16 protein-coding genes are annotated in these 16,628 nt (G+C 43.7%); 10 read left to right on the forward strand and 6 right to left on the reverse strand.

The features are described 5' to 3' along the window. The first annotated feature begins 3 nt into the window (after positions 1–3). A complete protein-coding gene (locus R7Z47_RS05450) occupies positions 4–1,326 on the forward strand; it encodes an ATP-binding protein (RefSeq protein WP_005373622.1) in 1,323 nt (440 codons plus the stop codon). On the opposite strand, the gene R7Z47_RS05455 is transcribed toward R7Z47_RS05450, so the two are convergent. Next, entirely contained in the window at positions 1,307–1,963 is a 657-nt protein-coding gene (locus R7Z47_RS05455; RefSeq protein ID WP_005373620.1) for a pyridoxamine 5'-phosphate oxidase family protein, read from the reverse strand. The two genes, R7Z47_RS05450 and R7Z47_RS05455, sit on opposite strands and share 20 nt — an antisense overlap. Positions 1,964–2,063: 100 nt before the next feature. Here R7Z47_RS05455 and R7Z47_RS05460 point away from each other — a divergent pair, with 100 nt between their 5' ends. Continuing rightward, entirely contained in the window at positions 2,064–3,509 is a 1,446-nt protein-coding gene (locus R7Z47_RS05460) for a PLP-dependent aminotransferase family protein (protein ID WP_054574585.1), read from the forward strand. On the opposite strand, the gene yjeH is transcribed toward R7Z47_RS05460, so the two are convergent. Then, positions 3,510–4,772, reverse strand: a complete 1,263-nt coding sequence (gene yjeH / locus R7Z47_RS05465; RefSeq protein ID WP_017635168.1) for an L-methionine/branched-chain amino acid transporter — start codon at positions 4,770–4,772, stop codon at positions 3,510–3,512. It abuts the gene before it with no gap. Between the two features lie 327 nt (positions 4,773–5,099). Between yjeH and R7Z47_RS05470 the strand changes: the two genes are divergently transcribed. The 4 genes from R7Z47_RS05470 to R7Z47_RS05485 all read left to right on the forward strand — a co-directional run bounded on the left by R7Z47_RS05470 (position 5,100) and on the right by R7Z47_RS05485 (position 7,893). After that, positions 5,100–5,555, forward strand: a complete 456-nt coding sequence (locus R7Z47_RS05470; RefSeq protein ID WP_005373615.1) for an Lrp/AsnC family transcriptional regulator — start codon at positions 5,100–5,102, stop codon at positions 5,553–5,555. A 40-nt stretch (positions 5,556–5,595) separates the two neighbouring features. Next, positions 5,596–6,510, forward strand: a complete 915-nt coding sequence (locus R7Z47_RS05475; RefSeq protein WP_262606689.1) for a LysR family transcriptional regulator — start codon at positions 5,596–5,598, stop codon at positions 6,508–6,510. A gap of 109 nt (positions 6,511–6,619) precedes the next feature. Then, on the forward strand, positions 6,620–7,234 hold the full coding sequence (locus R7Z47_RS05480) for a LysE family translocator (protein WP_005373611.1): 615 nt from the start codon (positions 6,620–6,622) through the stop codon (positions 7,232–7,234). Positions 7,235–7,563: 329 nt separating this feature from the next. Beyond that, positions 7,564–7,893 (forward strand): hypothetical protein, encoded by a 330-nt coding sequence (locus tag R7Z47_RS05485; RefSeq protein ID WP_213886158.1) that lies wholly within the window; start codon positions 7,564–7,566, stop codon positions 7,891–7,893. A gap of 125 nt (positions 7,894–8,018) precedes the next feature. On the opposite strand, the gene R7Z47_RS05490 is transcribed toward R7Z47_RS05485, so the two are convergent. Both R7Z47_RS05490 and R7Z47_RS05495 read right to left on the reverse strand, forming a co-directional pair. After that, entirely contained in the window at positions 8,019–8,240 is a 222-nt protein-coding gene (locus R7Z47_RS05490; protein WP_104976599.1) for a hypothetical protein, read from the reverse strand. A gap of 240 nt (positions 8,241–8,480) precedes the next feature. Beyond that, positions 8,481–9,914, reverse strand: a complete 1,434-nt coding sequence (locus R7Z47_RS05495; RefSeq protein WP_262606688.1) for a glyceraldehyde-3-phosphate dehydrogenase — start codon at positions 9,912–9,914, stop codon at positions 8,481–8,483. Between the two features lie 615 nt (positions 9,915–10,529). Between R7Z47_RS05495 and R7Z47_RS05500 the strand changes: the two genes are divergently transcribed. Further along, positions 10,530–13,166 carry an ATP-binding protein gene (locus tag R7Z47_RS05500; protein WP_262606687.1) on the forward strand — a complete coding sequence of 879 codons (2,637 nt, stop codon included), beginning with the start codon at positions 10,530–10,532 and terminating at the stop codon, positions 13,164–13,166. A gap of 68 nt (positions 13,167–13,234) precedes the next feature. Here the strand turns inward: R7Z47_RS05500 and R7Z47_RS05505 are convergent, their stop codons facing one another. Both R7Z47_RS05505 and R7Z47_RS05510 read right to left on the reverse strand, forming a co-directional pair. Then, on the reverse strand, positions 13,235–14,578 hold the full coding sequence (locus R7Z47_RS05505; RefSeq protein WP_213911874.1) for an MATE family efflux transporter: 1,344 nt from the start codon (positions 14,576–14,578) through the stop codon (positions 13,235–13,237). Between the two features lie 121 nt (positions 14,579–14,699). After that, positions 14,700–15,014: a DUF496 family protein gene (locus R7Z47_RS05510; protein ID WP_005373603.1), complete on the reverse strand. Its 315-nt coding sequence runs from the start codon at positions 15,012–15,014 to the stop codon at positions 14,700–14,702. 241 nt (positions 15,015–15,255) lie between these two features. On the opposite strand from R7Z47_RS05510, the gene R7Z47_RS05515 reads away from it, so the two are divergent. The 3 genes from R7Z47_RS05515 (at position 15,256) to R7Z47_RS05525 (ending at position 16,589) form a co-directional block, all read left to right on the forward strand. Then, positions 15,256–15,459 (forward strand): hypothetical protein, encoded by a 204-nt coding sequence (locus tag R7Z47_RS05515; protein WP_031777159.1) that lies wholly within the window; start codon positions 15,256–15,258, stop codon positions 15,457–15,459. Positions 15,460–15,624: 165 nt separating this feature from the next. Then, the gene (locus R7Z47_RS05520) at positions 15,625–16,275 is read left to right on the forward strand and encodes a YceH family protein (protein WP_005373594.1); all 651 of its coding nucleotides are present in this window, start codon (positions 15,625–15,627) and stop codon (positions 16,273–16,275) included. Further along, positions 16,272–16,589 carry a GIY-YIG nuclease family protein gene (locus R7Z47_RS05525; protein WP_005373593.1) on the forward strand — a complete coding sequence of 106 codons (318 nt, stop codon included), beginning with the start codon at positions 16,272–16,274 and terminating at the stop codon, positions 16,587–16,589. The genes R7Z47_RS05520 and R7Z47_RS05525 overlap by 4 nt, the downstream gene beginning before the upstream one ends. The last annotated feature ends 39 nt before the right edge of the window (positions 16,590–16,628 follow it).

The raw sequence follows: 16,628 nt of genomic DNA on the forward strand, positions 1-16,628 counted from the left end.
CGCATGTTTTCCCTGTTTACTCGTCTATATGTGGGGTTAGTAACTGGCCTTGCGCTGACTGTTGCTTTGTTTCTCTTTATGGGGGAAGAGTACATGCGCAAAACAGAAGTCGGTGTTTTTTTGAGTGACGGTGCTTATTTTGTCGATCAATACATTGAGCAACGAGGCACTCCGGATTCTCTCTACAAGAAGTTAACCGAAAACGGCAAGCAAGATTTCTTTATCTTTGATTTAACATTGGTTGAAAACTGGGACGGATCACCGCCTTGTCGAGATTGTAATCTGCTGTACCGTATGCAAGGGATACCTGTTTATCTTATTGATGGCAGTACCTATGCTGCGGTATTCCCTTTGCCTAACACTTCGAAGAGTTTAGTTTTCAAAGAAAAAACGGATTTCTTTAGCCCACACGTTGATTGGAATGAAGATTCTGAGATTGTATTTATACTTACTCTACTTTTGGTTGTTGTATGCAGTTTAGGCATTATGGTTTACATACCTGTACGACGTCTTGACCGCCAAATTCGGCAACTAACGGCTGCGCAACAACAATTTGGTTCTGGTGAGTTGAATACGCGAGTCGAGCTAAAGCAATTTTCGCAACCCGTGAAAGAGCTCGCCCAAGGCTTCAACTGCATGTCTGAAGAGATTGAGAGACGAGTGCGCCAAACACACATCTTTACTCAAGCTATTCCTCATGAAGTGCGCACTCCGCTGAGTCGTATTCAGCTAGCGACGGATTTAGCTCGACGCACGAGTGGTGAAATGCAGGCAGAGTTACATGACGATATTGAACGATACGTTGATGTCGTGACGGATTTAACGTCCGACATTGTCATGCTGTCTCGCTTGAGTGTGAAAAACCACTCATGGATCGATTCTGTTGAAACCATGGAACTGCCACTTTGGTGTAAAAGCCGCATGAATTACCTAGGCTTAGAGTCCGCCATGTTGAGAGCAGAAAATAAACTCGCGAACCAATTGATTCACTTTCAGCCTACTTTGGGTAACCTTGTCCTCGATAATTTACTGCAAAACGCCAAGCGTTATGGTGAGTCCTGCGTTGAGGTGACGATTCGAACGGTAGCGGATTGCTGGAGCATCGATATTGAGGACGATGGTCCGGGCATCCCTGAGGCGATGCGAGAAGAAGTATTTATGCCATTTTCGCGCTTAGACAAAAGCCGCAACGCCGACATGAAAGGCTTTGGTTTAGGGCTTGCCATCGCTACCAGTGCAGCGCGGCAACTGGGGTGGGAGCTTTCTGTCGGCGAGAGTCACTTAGGCGGCGCACGTTTTACGGTGCTTATTCCTGCCAACGGTTAGAGTAGGCACTGCGGTAGTCTGGCTCTGCGATACCTTCATACAAATCGTCACAAGCTTGCAGCGGACCTACGACGGTTCGGTAGGGTAGGACACCTGCCCAAACAGGGATGTCCATGTCTTCCGCATCGTCGTTGACGCCAAAATTGCTGATTTTCACTGATGCTTCTAGGAGTGGAATACGCAGCAGCATGGTGGCTTTGAGTTCTTTTTCATTACTCAAACGGACTTGTTCTGTTCTCCCCGGAGCGATCTGTTCAATAAAGTGATTCAGCAACCTGTCTTTCTCTTGGTTATCTTCCACCATCTCAAACTGGCCAAAGACCACAACACTGCGATAATGCGCACTGTGGTGAAACGCACTTCGAGCCAATACCCAACCATCAAACAAAGTAAAGGTTAAGCACGTTTGCACTCCTTGTTTGAGTGAGCGTAATAGTCGACTGTTGTTGGCACCATGGATATACACGTAATCATCGACACGCCATGCCAGCATAGGGATGACCACAGGGCCTGACTCGTTGGTTATCGCAATATGAGCGATTAGGCTTTCATCTATGATGGCGTGCAGTTTGCTAACATCAGAGACGGCTTTATGTGCGCCTTTCTTAATTTCCGTTCTATTGGTGTTGGATAGCATTTTCTCTCCTTGCTTGCTCACGATTACGAGCGATTTATCCTCATTCTTTGATTGCAATGTAGCGTTTAACTGGTAGCTTAAAGAGAGCCAGTTTTAACTAATGGATGGATCCAGTTTGTCTTTGATTGATATCGGTGACCTACATTTAAAAGACAGTGAAGGAACGCGTCAGCAAGCGTTGTTTTTGGCTATTCGCAAGAAAATTGTTCAAGGACTGTGGGTGAAGAATGGGAAGCTGCCTTCTACGCGGAAGCTTTCACAAGAGCTTAATCTAAGTAGGAATACCGTGATTTCTGCCTACGAACAGTTAGTGGCGGAAGGGTACTTGAACAGCCAAAAAGGTTCTGGCTTTTATGTTGCCGTAGAACTGCCAGAGCAGTACTTGCCTGAACCTAGTTCAGTTCAGAGAGACTCATCACCGAAAGCTCACTTTGATATCAACCGCGCATTTGCACCGGGTGTGCCGGATTTGGACGCATTTCCGATGGCGCAATGGCAAAAGTTACTCACTCGCCATATGTCTCGTACTTGCTTGTTGGGGAATCAAGATATTCAGGGTAGTTGGGCATTGCGCTGTGCTTTAGCTGGCTACCTCGCATCAAGCCGTTCAGTGAATTGTTCTCCAGAGCGCATTATTATTACCTCTGGGGCGCAGCAAGCGTTGTCGATTGCGACGATGGTAGTGCTCAAACAAGGTGATAAGGTTCTGATGGAGCAACCAGGTTACGCGCAAATGCGGAAGTTGATTCAGTTCCAAAACTATCAATTTGAGCCTTTGTTCGTAACAGAGAAATTAGGTTTTGATGTGGAAGCGGTGACCTCAAGCGATGCCGATGCGCTGTATATTACACCAAGTAATCAATATCCGATGGGTACCACACTCAATACCGAGCAAAGAGGAAAGATCATCAACTGGGCGGTCGAACAATCAAGCTGGATCATCGAGGATGATTATGACAGCGAATTTCAGTTTGCTCATCGTCCCTATACCAGCTTACAGGGGCTAGCAGCTCAAATGGGTCGAGATGATCGTGTGTTGTATGTGGGTTCCTTCAGTAAAGTGATGTTTAACGGATTGCGGCTTGGCTACCTTGTAGTTCCTGAACGTTCAGTAGAGCAATGCTTAGTGGTTAAGGATGCGTTAAGTGGTGATTCGCCGACGCATACACAAGAAGCATTGGCAGACTTTATTACTGAAGGTGGGTTATTACGTCATATTCGAAAAATGCGTCGACTGTACAAAACTAAGCATGAACAGATGCATGTATCCATTCAACAGCATTTTGGCGACCGTGTTTGCGTCGTTAGCCAAGCGGCGGGGCTTCATGTTACGTTGAAATGGCAAGACGGTATGGATGAGCAGCGTTTTATAAAACTAGCAGAGCATGAAGGGATCATCTTGCGACCTTTGAGCTATTATGAACACCCAGATTTTCAAGCACGTCACTGGCATGGTGCCGTGCTTGGTTACGGCAATATCGCGTTAGAGAACATAGACGCTGGTATCCAACGTTTAGCTCACATATTTCGAAATGGGAAGCGATGACTATTCAACTACACGTGTTTGTCGCTTATGTCGCCACTGTTTCCAAGGCAGTAAAAGTAGAGTAAAAATGCCAAGTGCATAAAACATTGACCAGCCTAAACATATAAAAACACCGGTACAAAGCAGTAGGGACAGTCCCGCAAGTGTTTTACCAAATCCTCGAAGCAATTTAAAAGCGGCTAACATCGCCAACATGTAAACCAGAACGAATACACTGTTTGCGAGTTTTAGGAAAAACTCCAGATCGAGCTGTGATAGGGTTCCTATCACACAAGATATCAATAATATACCGCCAACTAATATGGTGGCTGAGAAAGGGACACCACGACGCGAAATCTTGGCTAGTGGACTAGAAGGACGATGTTCCCGAGCTTGAGCCCAGACCATTCGCGCTAGGCTCTGTGTGTATAAGTTAACGCTCGCGAAACAAGCGGAGAAACCTATCAAGCTGATTATCCATTTGGCTCCATCGCCTAGTAGTTGGGCACTAAGCCAGGGGATGGATGCGTTATCAAATTGAGCGTTACCATACGCGCCAAATTTTAAAATAACGACAGAGCATGCCCAATAGGTAGCCCCTGCTACAAAACAACCGACCACAATGGCAATAGGGAAATCTCTTTGAGGGTTTTTGAACTCTTCCCCCATATGGGCAAAAGCCTCTATGCCAACAAAACACCAGAACATCACGCCTAACGCTGCGGTAATAGGCCAAATTGACTCTTGTGTGATGGCGGGCATCACAAGATCGGCGCTATTAACGTCGCCTTTCCATAAAAATGCGCCAACAAGTGCGAAGACACTCAAAGCAATAAGAGTTTGTAAATGACCTGATGATTTTGTGCCCATCAAGTTGACGAACACAAGAAGTACTACCGTGAGAACTTGTGCAAACAGATTGTTGCTAATAGGCTCTGGCAATATTTGTTGTAGAAAGCCTGCGGCGAGTGCAATCGCGGCCGGAACCCCTACCGGAATGACACTAACAAATAGCCAAGCGACACTACTTTCCAGCTTGGCGTTAAAGGCTTTGCGTACAAAAAAGGCTGTTCCGCCCGCGTTGGGGTATCGTTTACCCAGTTGAGCAAAAGTCAGCGCAATAGGACAAATCGCGATGAACAATAAAATCCAAGCCCATAGTGAAAAATGGCCAGCTATACCTGCTGCGATAGCCGGGATCATAAACAGCCCAGTTCCCATTAATGTGGTGGATAACTGTGCGATACCTGATGTGAGTGAAATGTCTTTTTTGAGCTCTTCCATGCGAATTGATTCATCCAATGTTATGAGGCTTATTACGAAAAAGCTTGTGGCTTCTGGTTATTTCGTTTTATGTGTTTAAGCGATGCTATTTATGTGCTGAGTACTTAAGTTGGGAATTTGATTTCAATGTGTTATCTATTTTCTGTTGAAATGGATAACAGCACTCATCTCATGCCCGCCAAATAGCATATCCAAAATGTTAATAACAAAATGATTTACTAAACCGTCAATATGACGGTTGTTTTAAATAATTCCAACAAAATGTTGGTTTCTTATGCAGTTAGAATCGGTATAGAATGAGAAAAATAAGGAAAGCTTGGTAACGGTATGGACAAGTTTGATCATAAGATTGTGGATCTGCTCAGGCACAACGCTCGGCTGTCGGTGACTGAAATTGCGGATAAAGTAAACCTTTCTCGTTCTGCGGTAACGGCCCGTATTCGTAAGCTAGAGCATGACAAAGTGATTCTAGGGTATCACGCTGAAATTGCGCCTTCGGGTGGGGATTCGATTTGCGCCTATTTTGCCTTAAAGTTCGATAAATCAACCTCTACGTATTATTGCGAATCATACGCGGACGAATTATACAAAATTGATGGCGTAAAATGGTGTCATGCGATCAGCGGTGAGACGGACATGATGGTTTTTGTCGAAGTGCCTACGATGGCTCGCTTGAACGAAATCAGAGATCAAATTCAACGATATCCAGAGCTTCGAAACCTGATGACTCATACCGTCTTAGCTGAATTCTTTAACACGACTGGGAACCTGTTTGTGAAGTGACCATGAATGGATGCCATGTTGAAAACCCTTCTGAGCGAATATGTTAAACAACATTAATTTGAATCTACTTAGATCCTTGCATGTACTTTTAGAGGAGTGTCATGTCAGCCGGACCGCAGACCGTTTGCACATTACGCAGTCTGCCGTCAGTCGACAGCTTGCACAATTGCGCGATCTGTGTGGTGACCCACTGCTTATTCGTCAAGGTAATCAACTGATACCAACGCCACGAGCAATAGCGTTAAAATCAAAGCTTGATGCATTACTGGCTGAGTTTGACCATTTACTCGATGACCAACCTTTTGAGCCGCGGCAGTGGCAAGGTGAGCTTGTTATTGCTTCTAGTGACTACGTGGCGCAATACGTATTGCCCGATATTGCCTCTCACTTGGGTCAACAAGCGCCACAGTTGGATATGGCGTATCGACTGTGGCAACCCAACTTTCTTGATAAACTTCATGAGACGGGCATCCATATCGCGTCTTCTATGTATCCAGAAAAACCACAGAGTGTGTCGAGCGTTAAAATTGGTGAGGACTCATCAGTTTGTTTGATGAAATCTTCTCATCCTTTAGCAAAGCAGGACCAGATCAGTATTGAAGACTTGATTTCATATTCACACATCAAAGTGACTGGCGGCGGAGACAAAGATTCCTACACTGATTTAGCATTGAAAGAGCTAGGGCACACCCGCCACGTTACCTTTAAGGTTCCATTCTTCTCTGCTGCGATCAATCGCTTAGTTGCAAGTGAGCACCTGATGGTGGCTCCTGAACATATTGCCGTTAACCTCGCTAAGCATTGGGACTTAACCCATAAAGCATTACCACTCGAAACACCTATTCATCAATATTGGTTAATGTGGCACCCCAAATACGACACGGATCCTGCGCATAAATGGGTGCGAGAAGAGATTCGCTCAGTAATGCAAATCTCTGAATATTCCATTCGCTAATACGTACACCGTTTAGCTATGACTTGAAGTCATGATTAGTATGAATAACTTTGATTTCTAATTATACCTCTTCCGTTGATAGAGTGAGCTTCAAAGAGGGGAGATTCTTATGACACTAACAGTTTGGTTATCACTTTTTACCGTGTGTTTATTAGGGGCTATGTCACCAGGTCCCAGCTTAGCTATTGTCGCTAAGCACTCGTTGGCTGGTGGACGTATCAATGGATTAGCTACGGCTTGGGCTCATGCGTTTGGCATTGGTATATATGCGTTTATTACCTTGATTGGGCTCGCTGTTGTTTTGCAGCAAAGCCCGATGCTGTTCAAGACGATTAGCCTTGTGGGTGCGGCATATCTTGCGTATTTAGGGTTTAATGCTTTGCGTTCAAAAGGTGGTGTGGCTGCGAAGTTGGAGTCAGGTGAGGAAACAACGGTAATCCAGTCTGCGCGAGAAGGCTTTTTTATCTCGATTTTAAGTCCCAAAATTGCTTTGTTTTTTATCGCATTATTCAGTCAGTTTGTCGCGCTCGGTAATGATTTGAGTAATCAGATGATCATTGTTGCCACGCCGTTTGTTGTGGATGGGCTTTGGTACACCTTTATTACCCTAGTGCTATCGAGCTCTAAAGTCGTTGACAGAATTCGCTCTAAGGCAGTGTTGATTGATCGTTTGTCAGGAGTAGTACTCATGCTGCTGGCTCTTAGAGTGGTCGTAACGGTATAGACAAGCTCGCAAGACAGAAATACTAAAAGCAGCCCGTGTGGCTGCTTTTTTGTCTACTCTCAGTAACCCTTACACAATTTACGTAATTCTGACGCTAAACGTTGCTAAAATTAATATTATCAATAGTGTTACTTTGGTTCATATTCTCATTTGCTGTGAAAGCTACTTTCCAACGCATTGTTATAATGAGAACGATAGCCACTTAACGTTAATACTAACAGTGTCGCATATTAAGTCGAGAGTGCTTTATTGGATAAAAACGGACTTTCCTCTTACTTACCCTATGAAAGGGGTAGAGACTTCATGACCGTTTAGAAGGTGAGAGCAATATGCAAAGAATAGTAGATTTAGCTCCAGTAGTAATTTTGACCAGTGTTTGCAGCGTTGCTTGGATATTCTTTTCAACAAAGAGCATTTGGGTGTTTTTTGAACTGTTTGTATTTACGATGCTTGGCTTTGGCCTTTTGTACGGGTTACTACAAAAGGCTGATCCTAAACACTTTAACTTTGTTTTAAATCACATCGATGAAATTAAGAAGGAAGGCAAAGATGCTTGCCTAAGCGGCGCTCCGAAAGAATCCAACCCATACTCTGGTGTCGATGGTGATTTATGGGAGGCTGGTTACACAGCCTCCTACAACAAAAAGATAAAGCAATAAACCGCTAGGTGCTTATTCAATATTGTGCTTTTCAAAAAAGCACCCTGCCATTTTAAGGACAGGGTGAAAGCAAGAAGTTTCTCAGGAGCTGTCGGGGGAGAGAAACTCATCTAAATCTTATTTACTTACCGGCGAACCTCTTCAAATTCACCTTCAATCGCATCTGCTTTACCCGTATTAAACTCATACTCTTCGTGTATTTCTCTCTGCATTTTCTTTACGCGCTTTTCAATACGTTTACCGGTAATTAATGCTGCGATGGTCAACGGAATCGCAATGATCAAGCTAAATACTAACGTAAAAAAGCCGGTAATCAGTGCTAGTGCAGTTACAATAATCCGATTCATAATCATGACCTCTCTGTAATTTATGTGCTCAGATTAATGCTGTGAACATGAACAAAACATGAATGCTGACGTTCACTTTGTCCGGAGAGTGTCAAATGAATGAAACGAAAAAACGCCTGAGGGTGATCAGGCGTATAAACGGGGAAAAATATTAGTAATGCGCATGGCGCTTATTATTTAGAACAAATATGAGATATTGTCCGCTACGCTATGTGGTTAACGTTGTGGAGCAAAGTTCACCTATCGAGGGAATGTTTGGTAACGAACACCCATCATTTGTTCCATACAGTGCACAACTTGGCAGCTGTAACCGAATTCGTTGTCGTACCAGATGTAAAGTACACAACGCTTGTCTTGTGCGATAGTCGCTTGACCATCTACGACGCCTGCATGACGAGAACCAACTAAGTCAGTTGATACAATTTCTGTTGAATCGGTGTAGTCAATCTGTGCCGAAAGCTCAGAGTTCAACGCCATTTCACGCAAGTAATCGTTCAGTGAATCACGGTCTACGTCTTCACCTAAGTTTAGATTAGCGACTGCCATAGATACGTTTGGTGTCGGTACGCGAATCGCGTTGCCTGTTAGCTTGCCTGCAAGCTCTGGCAATGCTTTAGCAACTGCTTTTGCCGCACCTGTTGAAGTCAGAACCATGTTTAGTGAAGCACTACGTCCGCGACGGTCACCAGAGTGGAAGTTGTCGATCAAATTTTGGTCGTTTGTGTATGAGTGCACGGTTTCAATATGGCCAGAAAGAACACCATATTTATCGTTCAGAGTCTTAAGGACTGGCGTGATTGCATTTGTTGTACAGCTTGCCGCAGAGATGATGGTGTCATCTTCTTTAATTACCGACTCATTTACACCGAATACAACGTTTTTGATGTCACCTTTACCTGGTGCTGTTAGCAGTACTTTCTCTGCGCCTTTACACGCTAAGTGTTGGCTCAGGCCTTCAGAATCACGCCAAACACCTGTGTTATCAACAACTAGCGCGTTATTGATACCGAAAGCTGAGTAATCCACTTCGCTTGGGTTATTTGCGTAGATGATTTGGATGTAGTTGCCGTTAACGATCAGTGCTTTACGCTCTTCATCGATAACAATGCTACCGTTGAACTGACCGTGAACTGAGTCACGACGCAACAAGCTAGCACGCTTCTCCAAATCGCCTTTTTTACCGCCACGAACCACAATCGCACGTAGTCTTAGTGGGTAACCTGGACCACTTTTCTCAATGAGAAGGCGAGTAAGTAGTCGACCAATGCGACCGAACCCGTAAAGAACCACATCACGCGCTTTCAATGAAGAATCTGCGTCGCGAGCGCCATCAAGTGCAGTGATAAGGAAATCGTTTAGAGAGCTTGTATCGTCATGTTCATTCCAGTACATAGTTGCCAATTGGCCAACATCGACACGGCATGAAGAAATGCTCATTTCACAAAGCGCTTGAATAATAGGCATCGTGTGCTCAAGCGAAAGTGGGTTACCGGTATAACGTCTTGCAACGCGATGAGTTTTGAGAATGTCTATAGTAGTAGCATTAATAAGCGTTTTACCAAACAGAACCACTTCGATTCCTTTTTGACGATATAGCTTACCAATTAGAGGGGAAATAGATTCAGCAATCGTTTGGCTAGTTTGCCAGTCTTGGAGATATTTCTCTGGACTCATTGTTGTATTAGACCTTTCACGTTTTGGGGGCTAACCATACTCTCTGCTGTTGCCTCTTCGGCAGCGTGCAAGAGTGTGGTGGGTTATGTAATCGGGTTGTAATAGTTATGTGTGCGGATTCTAAGGTCGGAGTCCTTATTCTGCTAGGAAAATTAAATCCAGTGTAAAACACTACTTAAGGGGACGTTAGTGGTGGATTAATGTGACTAAAGCAGTGGTTTTCACGTATTGACATTTAGAAAGTAACTTACTTTTTTTGCGATGATAACGTTTGCTTTCAAATTAGTTTTGTTGACAAAAATGGATATTTTGCATTTTTGTGTGATTTAACTCGATAAGGCAACTCAATAGGTAAACATACAATAGATGATTTCCTGAAAAGTGATGCGACTCTTAGTTGTGAGTGAAACTTTATTGTTTGCATCCAACTTTAAGATCAAAAAATATGACTTGAATCACAATTGCCACTTCATTAGCCGATGATAAAACACTCACAATAACCATAATCTAGGTAGGTGAATGTTGTTTGAAAGTAACAATGTCGTATATGCCTTTCAATGCAAGAAACTAGTCTAATATTAAATAAACGGATGAAATCAACCATTAGGCTGATGGATGTTGAGATTATCAATAAAAACACGCTTAGCACTCCTCGCACTATTACCCGCTGTGGTAATAGTGGTATTTGCAGTTCAGCAGTTTTCTGATAATGCGTTGCGCGTGAGCCGTCTCAATCAAACGGTTAGCAATATTCAAGGTTTCCAATTGATATCCAAGGCCTCCCACTTTATTTACTCCATAGAGAAAGTACGCCGACAGCCTGATCTTCAAGTCTCTGCAGCCATTAATATTGAAGAACAAGGTGAAGTTATTTCTTCTTTGCATCAAAAGTTTGTGAGTAACCCTAATACTGCTGAGTATGCTGATGAACTGAAAGAAGCCATGCTGGGGGTATTGTCAGGTAGATTGAGTGAGATGGACGACCTGGGTGATTGGGCATTTCAACAGCTCCAAAATATGTCGCGCTCTTTGTTGCAAAATCATCAATGGTATGGCAGTGACGATGGCATTCGCATGCAAAATTTTATTGCCTACCTTGCTCAGCTCTCTTTTTGGACACAGAAAGAAGCTTGGCTGACGAACCGTTTAGTCCAAGACCCTAAGAGTCGGCTAAGTCAAAGTATGTTTTATCAGGCGATAGACCGACAGCAGCAAAATTTGGATGCGTTTTTAAACTTAGGTGGGTCATACGAGCAAGTGGATAAATTGCTTGGCTTGTTTACTTCGCCGAGATATCAGAGAAACTTGGCGTCTCGCGGACAATTAATCTCAGGAGACATGTCACAAAGTGACTACGCCGCGTATTTAAAAGAACTCGATTTTCGTGTGCAGCGCTTACAAGTGCTCATTGATGGGTTCACCAAACAAACTGAGCAGTCGCTTCTCACGCAGGTTCATGAACAAAAGGCCAATATAGCGATGATCAGTTTTGGCGTCGCCTTAGTGGTTATCCTGCTTTGTTGGCTCGGATTTAGTACTTGGTTCCGAGTTAACAGCAAACTCGATGCGATCATTCATACTTTAAACGCGTTGATCAACTCCGAAGAGAAGCAAACAAAAGTCAAAGTTGATGGAAGTGATGAACTGACCATTTTTGCTCAGCAAGTGAATCGAGTGGTTGAAGAAATGCAGAGACAAACTGAAGAAATACTGCATGCAAAAGAGTCAGCAGTATCGGCTAATCGTGCAAAGTCTGTGTTTCTTGCCAACATGTCACATGAAATACGCACGCCCCTTAACGGGATCATGGGCATGACAGAAATACTCTCTCAAAGTGAGTTGTCTTCGCATCAACAAGAAGTTGTTGATGACATTGACTCCTCATCTCAAACACTGCTTACTTTACTTAACGATATATTGGATCTCTCTAAAATCGAGTCTGGACGATTGGAGCTGTCATTAGTAGAAGCGGATATCCGAGAAGTCGTGTATCAGTCGATGATTTTATTCCAATCCAAAGCAACATCTAAACAGCTAAAGTTAGGTATTAATTTAGCTGAAAATATCCCCATTCGCGTGATGGTCGATGATCATCGTGTCAAACAGGTAGTTACGAATCTGGTATCGAATGCGGTTAAGTTTACCGAAAGTGGGCATGTATGCGTTGATGTTAGTTATGAAGAGTTACTTGAGAAAGAACGTGGAGTGCTGACGTTTAAAGTAGAAGATACCGGAATAGGCATTGATCAAGATAAGTTAACCACGATTTTTGAACCCTTTACTCAGGAAGATGAAGGAGTGTCGAGGCAATTTGGCGGCACAGGGTTGGGTTTGGCAATTTGTTGTCAGCTTGTGTCGATGATGGGGGGCAAGCTCGTAGCAACATCTACAAAAGGAGTGGGCACATGCTTTGAATTCTCGATTGAGGTTGAAGCAATTCCGGTGTTTGGCTGGCGTTCGGAGGTGATTAATAAAGGGCTTTTGATCTGCTCAAATTACGACTACGCCGACCAAGTATTAAAAGAGTGTCGCTTAGCGAAAATCAATCTCTTTGGTGTTAATAATGTGAATGAAGTGCAAGCGATAAATGATGACTTTGATGTCATATTTCTGTGCCACAGTAACGACGCTAATACCGATGAAATCTTGGATAATCTATCATTTAATTACGATCTTCGCCGTGTGATTATTTGCCAGCATCATTTATCCACTCCCTACGAAAATGCAGAAAAAGTACATGCCGTACTCACATTACCTTTCCTTGGCAATCGATTTAAGCATGTCATTGATGATTTAGCTAAGGTTGAAAAGACTATATCAAGTGACAATGTCACCAATAATGTTGTCAGCTCTGAATATCGAGCGTCGCGCTCTCATCGGAGGATCTTAATTGCGGAGGATAATTTGATGAACCAGAAAATAGCGAGTTTTTTTCTGGATAAAGCAGGTTATGACTATTTGATAACAAGCAACGGTCAAGAAGCGTTAGAAGCCATCACAAAGGGAGAAGAATTCGATGCAATTTTAATGGACTGCATGATGCCCGTGATGGATGGACTGACCGCGACGAAAGAAATTCGTCGTTGGGAAAAGAAAGCAGGACGCGAAAAAACGATGATTATCGCACTCACTGCGAGTGTTTTGGAAGAAGACATCCACAACTGTTTTGCGGCAGGCATGGATGCTTATTTACCTAAGCCGTATAAATCGAACCAGTTATTTGAGCTCTTTAGTGAATTAAAACTCGCCTAGCTAACATTTCAACTTAGACAAGGTGTCAAAACGATAAAGCCCCACTTCAGGGGCTTAGTTCTGATTATTCATTGTTGTGCGTTGGCTTGAGCGCCTGCGAGTTTGCGTATGGTTTGGCGATAGGTTAGGTATGCGGAAACACCAGCTAACAGGTTGCCGATACAAGCGCCTAAGAGTAAACCTCGGATTCCATCCATTTGAGCGCCAACCCACAAGCACGGTAGGAAAAAGACAAACAAGCGCAGCGCTGAAATGGTGAGCGCGGTGTAAGATTTGCCTAATGCATTACAAAGAGAAACCATTAGCATACAAACCCCTAATGAACCCAAACTGATCGGCACTATCAGTAAATGCATTTCCAAGACTTGCTCCACTTGCACATCACTTGTCATCAATAGTGCGAGTGGGTTTGCGACGGCAAATGTAATGGCAGCAATCAAAAGTTGGAAACCTAGAATGAATTTTACGGCAATACTGACGAGCCTTTGGATATCTTCATAGTTCTTTGCTCCAAGTAAGCGTCCAACCATTGGAGGCATAGACATTGTCAGCGCCAAGACCGAAACGATAGCAAAGAACTCATAGCGTGAACCAAGCGCCCAAGCGGCGACTGCTGCGGTTCCAAAGCTTGCCAATAATTTTGTTGCTAGCATGGAAGACAACGGTGGCAGCAGTTGGCTAATCATCGCAGGGCCCATAATGTTACCGATAGATGCAACACTTTTGGCTACGTTAAGATCTTGCCATTGTGTCGTTGCCCAGTGATTCTTCTTCACGCGAGGAGCTACGACTAAAATACCAAACCCAAAAGCGACGATGGTTGCTATTGCCGCTCCGTTAATACCCAAGTCAAACGTGAAAATAAATAGCGGATCGAGTACAAGGTTCACGCCGCTGGTTATCATCATCATTGTGCCAGGTAACATTGTATTGCCATTAGCTCGGCAGATACTGTAGTAAAAATACAAAACCGCACCAGTCCATGAGCTTAATAACCACCAAGGCCAGTAACTGTCGATTATCGGCATAACAGATTCTGGAGCGCTTAATAGAGCTAAAATGGGGTAGCGCAAAAGCCAAATTAGCCCGCCAAAAATAGCGACACCAATTGAGCCGATCATCAATACCAATCCGCCAAGTTGTTTGGCATACCGACTTTCATTCGCCCCAAGAGCTTTAGAAATGACCGCTGTCGTTGCGATCCCTAGACCGACTTGAATGCCGATAATGACCATTTGCAAAGGCAGAGTGAAACCTTGAGCGGCTAACGGTAAAACGCCGAGCTGACCGATAAACGCGCTATCCACAAGCTGAAAGCTCATTAAAGACAGAACGCCAAAAAGCATTGGCCAGGTCATCGTAAATAATTGTTTTGCAAGCGTTGGTTGTGTACTTGTCGAAGTTGAAGACATAGAAAGCTGAATGCGTTAGGAATAAGAGTTAGATTGATTGTACACGGCGGTTAGTTTAGAGACAAAAATAAACCCCGAGGAAGATATTCTTGCTCGGGGTTCGAAAATCTAGCTCACGCGTTTATTTTTTGCCGCTAGTTTGCTTGTCTTCTTCAGTCAGCTCACGAATGCGACGGCTGATGTCACGACGTGCTTTAGAGATCTCAGCGCTTTTAATGATGTGGTCATCAACACGATCTTCATAGTCTGCTTTCATATTTTTGATGATTGCGACGATTTCATCGTGAGTCATTTCTGGTTTGATGTAGTCTAGAAGGTTTTCTAGAAGATCAACACGTTTACGGTTATCACGAACTTTCTTCTCGTTATCAAGAAGCTCACGTTTTAGTTTGTTTTTACGACGAGCTTGGTTAACGATTTCAAATACGCTACTCATAGTTCTCTTTCCTAATTTTATGAATATCTTCCTCGATTAAAGCACAACATCCAGTGGCATAACAGTCTTTAGATCAATAGCAATGCAGAGTTGAACATTTCTCAACCAATTGCGTTGTGTCCATATAATCGTGCTGCTTTCTTCGAGTTTTGGCCAACATTGTAGAATCCATCGATTCATTGTCATAACGTGGCCTTCACTATATTATCAACACCATTGAATGCAAAATGATGAACTTGATATGGACTCTGGTAACACTGCGGAGCAAGTAAATAGTCAAGATAATGAGCAAGTCACTCGCTCTGTGGCTGAAAAGTTAAAAACGGCGTATATCAACGCTCGCGAGCAACTCGAAATCATCGAAGTTGAGCTTAATCGTTCAAAAATAATGATGGTCGACCAAGATGGCAATTTGACGAGAGTGCCGATTCTCTCGGAGCATTGATACCTGACCCTATTCGTAAGGGGTGTCAGGTCTTACGCTATGCTTTAGCCTGACACCAACACCTGAACCGCTAACGCTTCTTGCACTGCTGTGTGAATTTATGGCGTATGATTTCGAAGCGATTTAGGTACAAAGTCAAATGCAAAAATAATAAGGAAATGCATTATGAAAGTTGAGCTAACGGCAATTGAAGCACGAGTTATTGGTTGCTTGATCGAAAAAGAAGTCACTACCCCAGATCTTTACCCCCTCAGCCTGAACGCATTAACCAACGCGTGTAATCAAAAAAGCAACCGTGATCCCGTGATGTCACTCTCTGAGTCAGACGTACTCGATGCCGTTGATGCTCTTATTGAGCGCAGGCTCGTCAGTGACGAAAGTGCGTTCAACAGCCGCGTCAGCAAGTATCAACACCGTTTCTGTAATACGGAGTTTGGTGATTTAAAGCTGACTGAGCAGGAAAAGGGCATTGTATGCTGTATGCTTTTGCGCGGTGCTCAAACACCTGGGGAAATTCGTACTCGTACTAATCGTCTCGCGACATTTCATGATGTAAAAGAAGTGGAAACGGTCCTTGAGCATTTAGCAAGCGAAGAGAAAGGACCATTAGTGGTCAAATTACCACGTGAGGCTGGTAAGCGGGAGTCGCGTTATATGCATTTGTTCTGTGGTGATGTTGATGCGTCCGAACTTGCAGCGCCTGTGTCTGCTGCAAGCTCGAGCTCCGATCGAGTAAGTCAGCTAGAGCTCGAAGTCGCTCAGCTGAAAGAAGAGCTGGATGAATTAAAAGCTAAGGTTGAGTCACTGCTTTCATGATGGAAAATACAACGCAGCGTTGGAGTGTCTATCTGATACGAAATAACCGCAACGCGTTGTATTGTGGTGTTACCAATGATGTTGAACGAAGATTCAATCAGCACCAAACCGGAAAAGGAGCGAAAGCTTTGAAGGGAAAAGGCCCTTTGGTATTGGAATGGTCATCGGATTTTGACTCAAAGACGCTTGCCATGCGAGCAGAGTACTATATTAAGCAACTAACTAAAGCGAAAAAAGAGCTGCTCGTTATGTCAAAAGCAAATATTGTCGTCGACGAACATCAACAAATGATGTTAGAGATAGTGGCACTCTGATAAGCCCTTGCTACGCAAAGATACACGGAAACCGCCTAT

Source organism: Vibrio sp. 1641 (genome assembly GCF_033339995.1).
In the GTDB taxonomy this organism is placed as follows: domain Bacteria; phylum Pseudomonadota; class Gammaproteobacteria; order Enterobacterales; family Vibrionaceae; genus Vibrio; species Vibrio alginolyticus.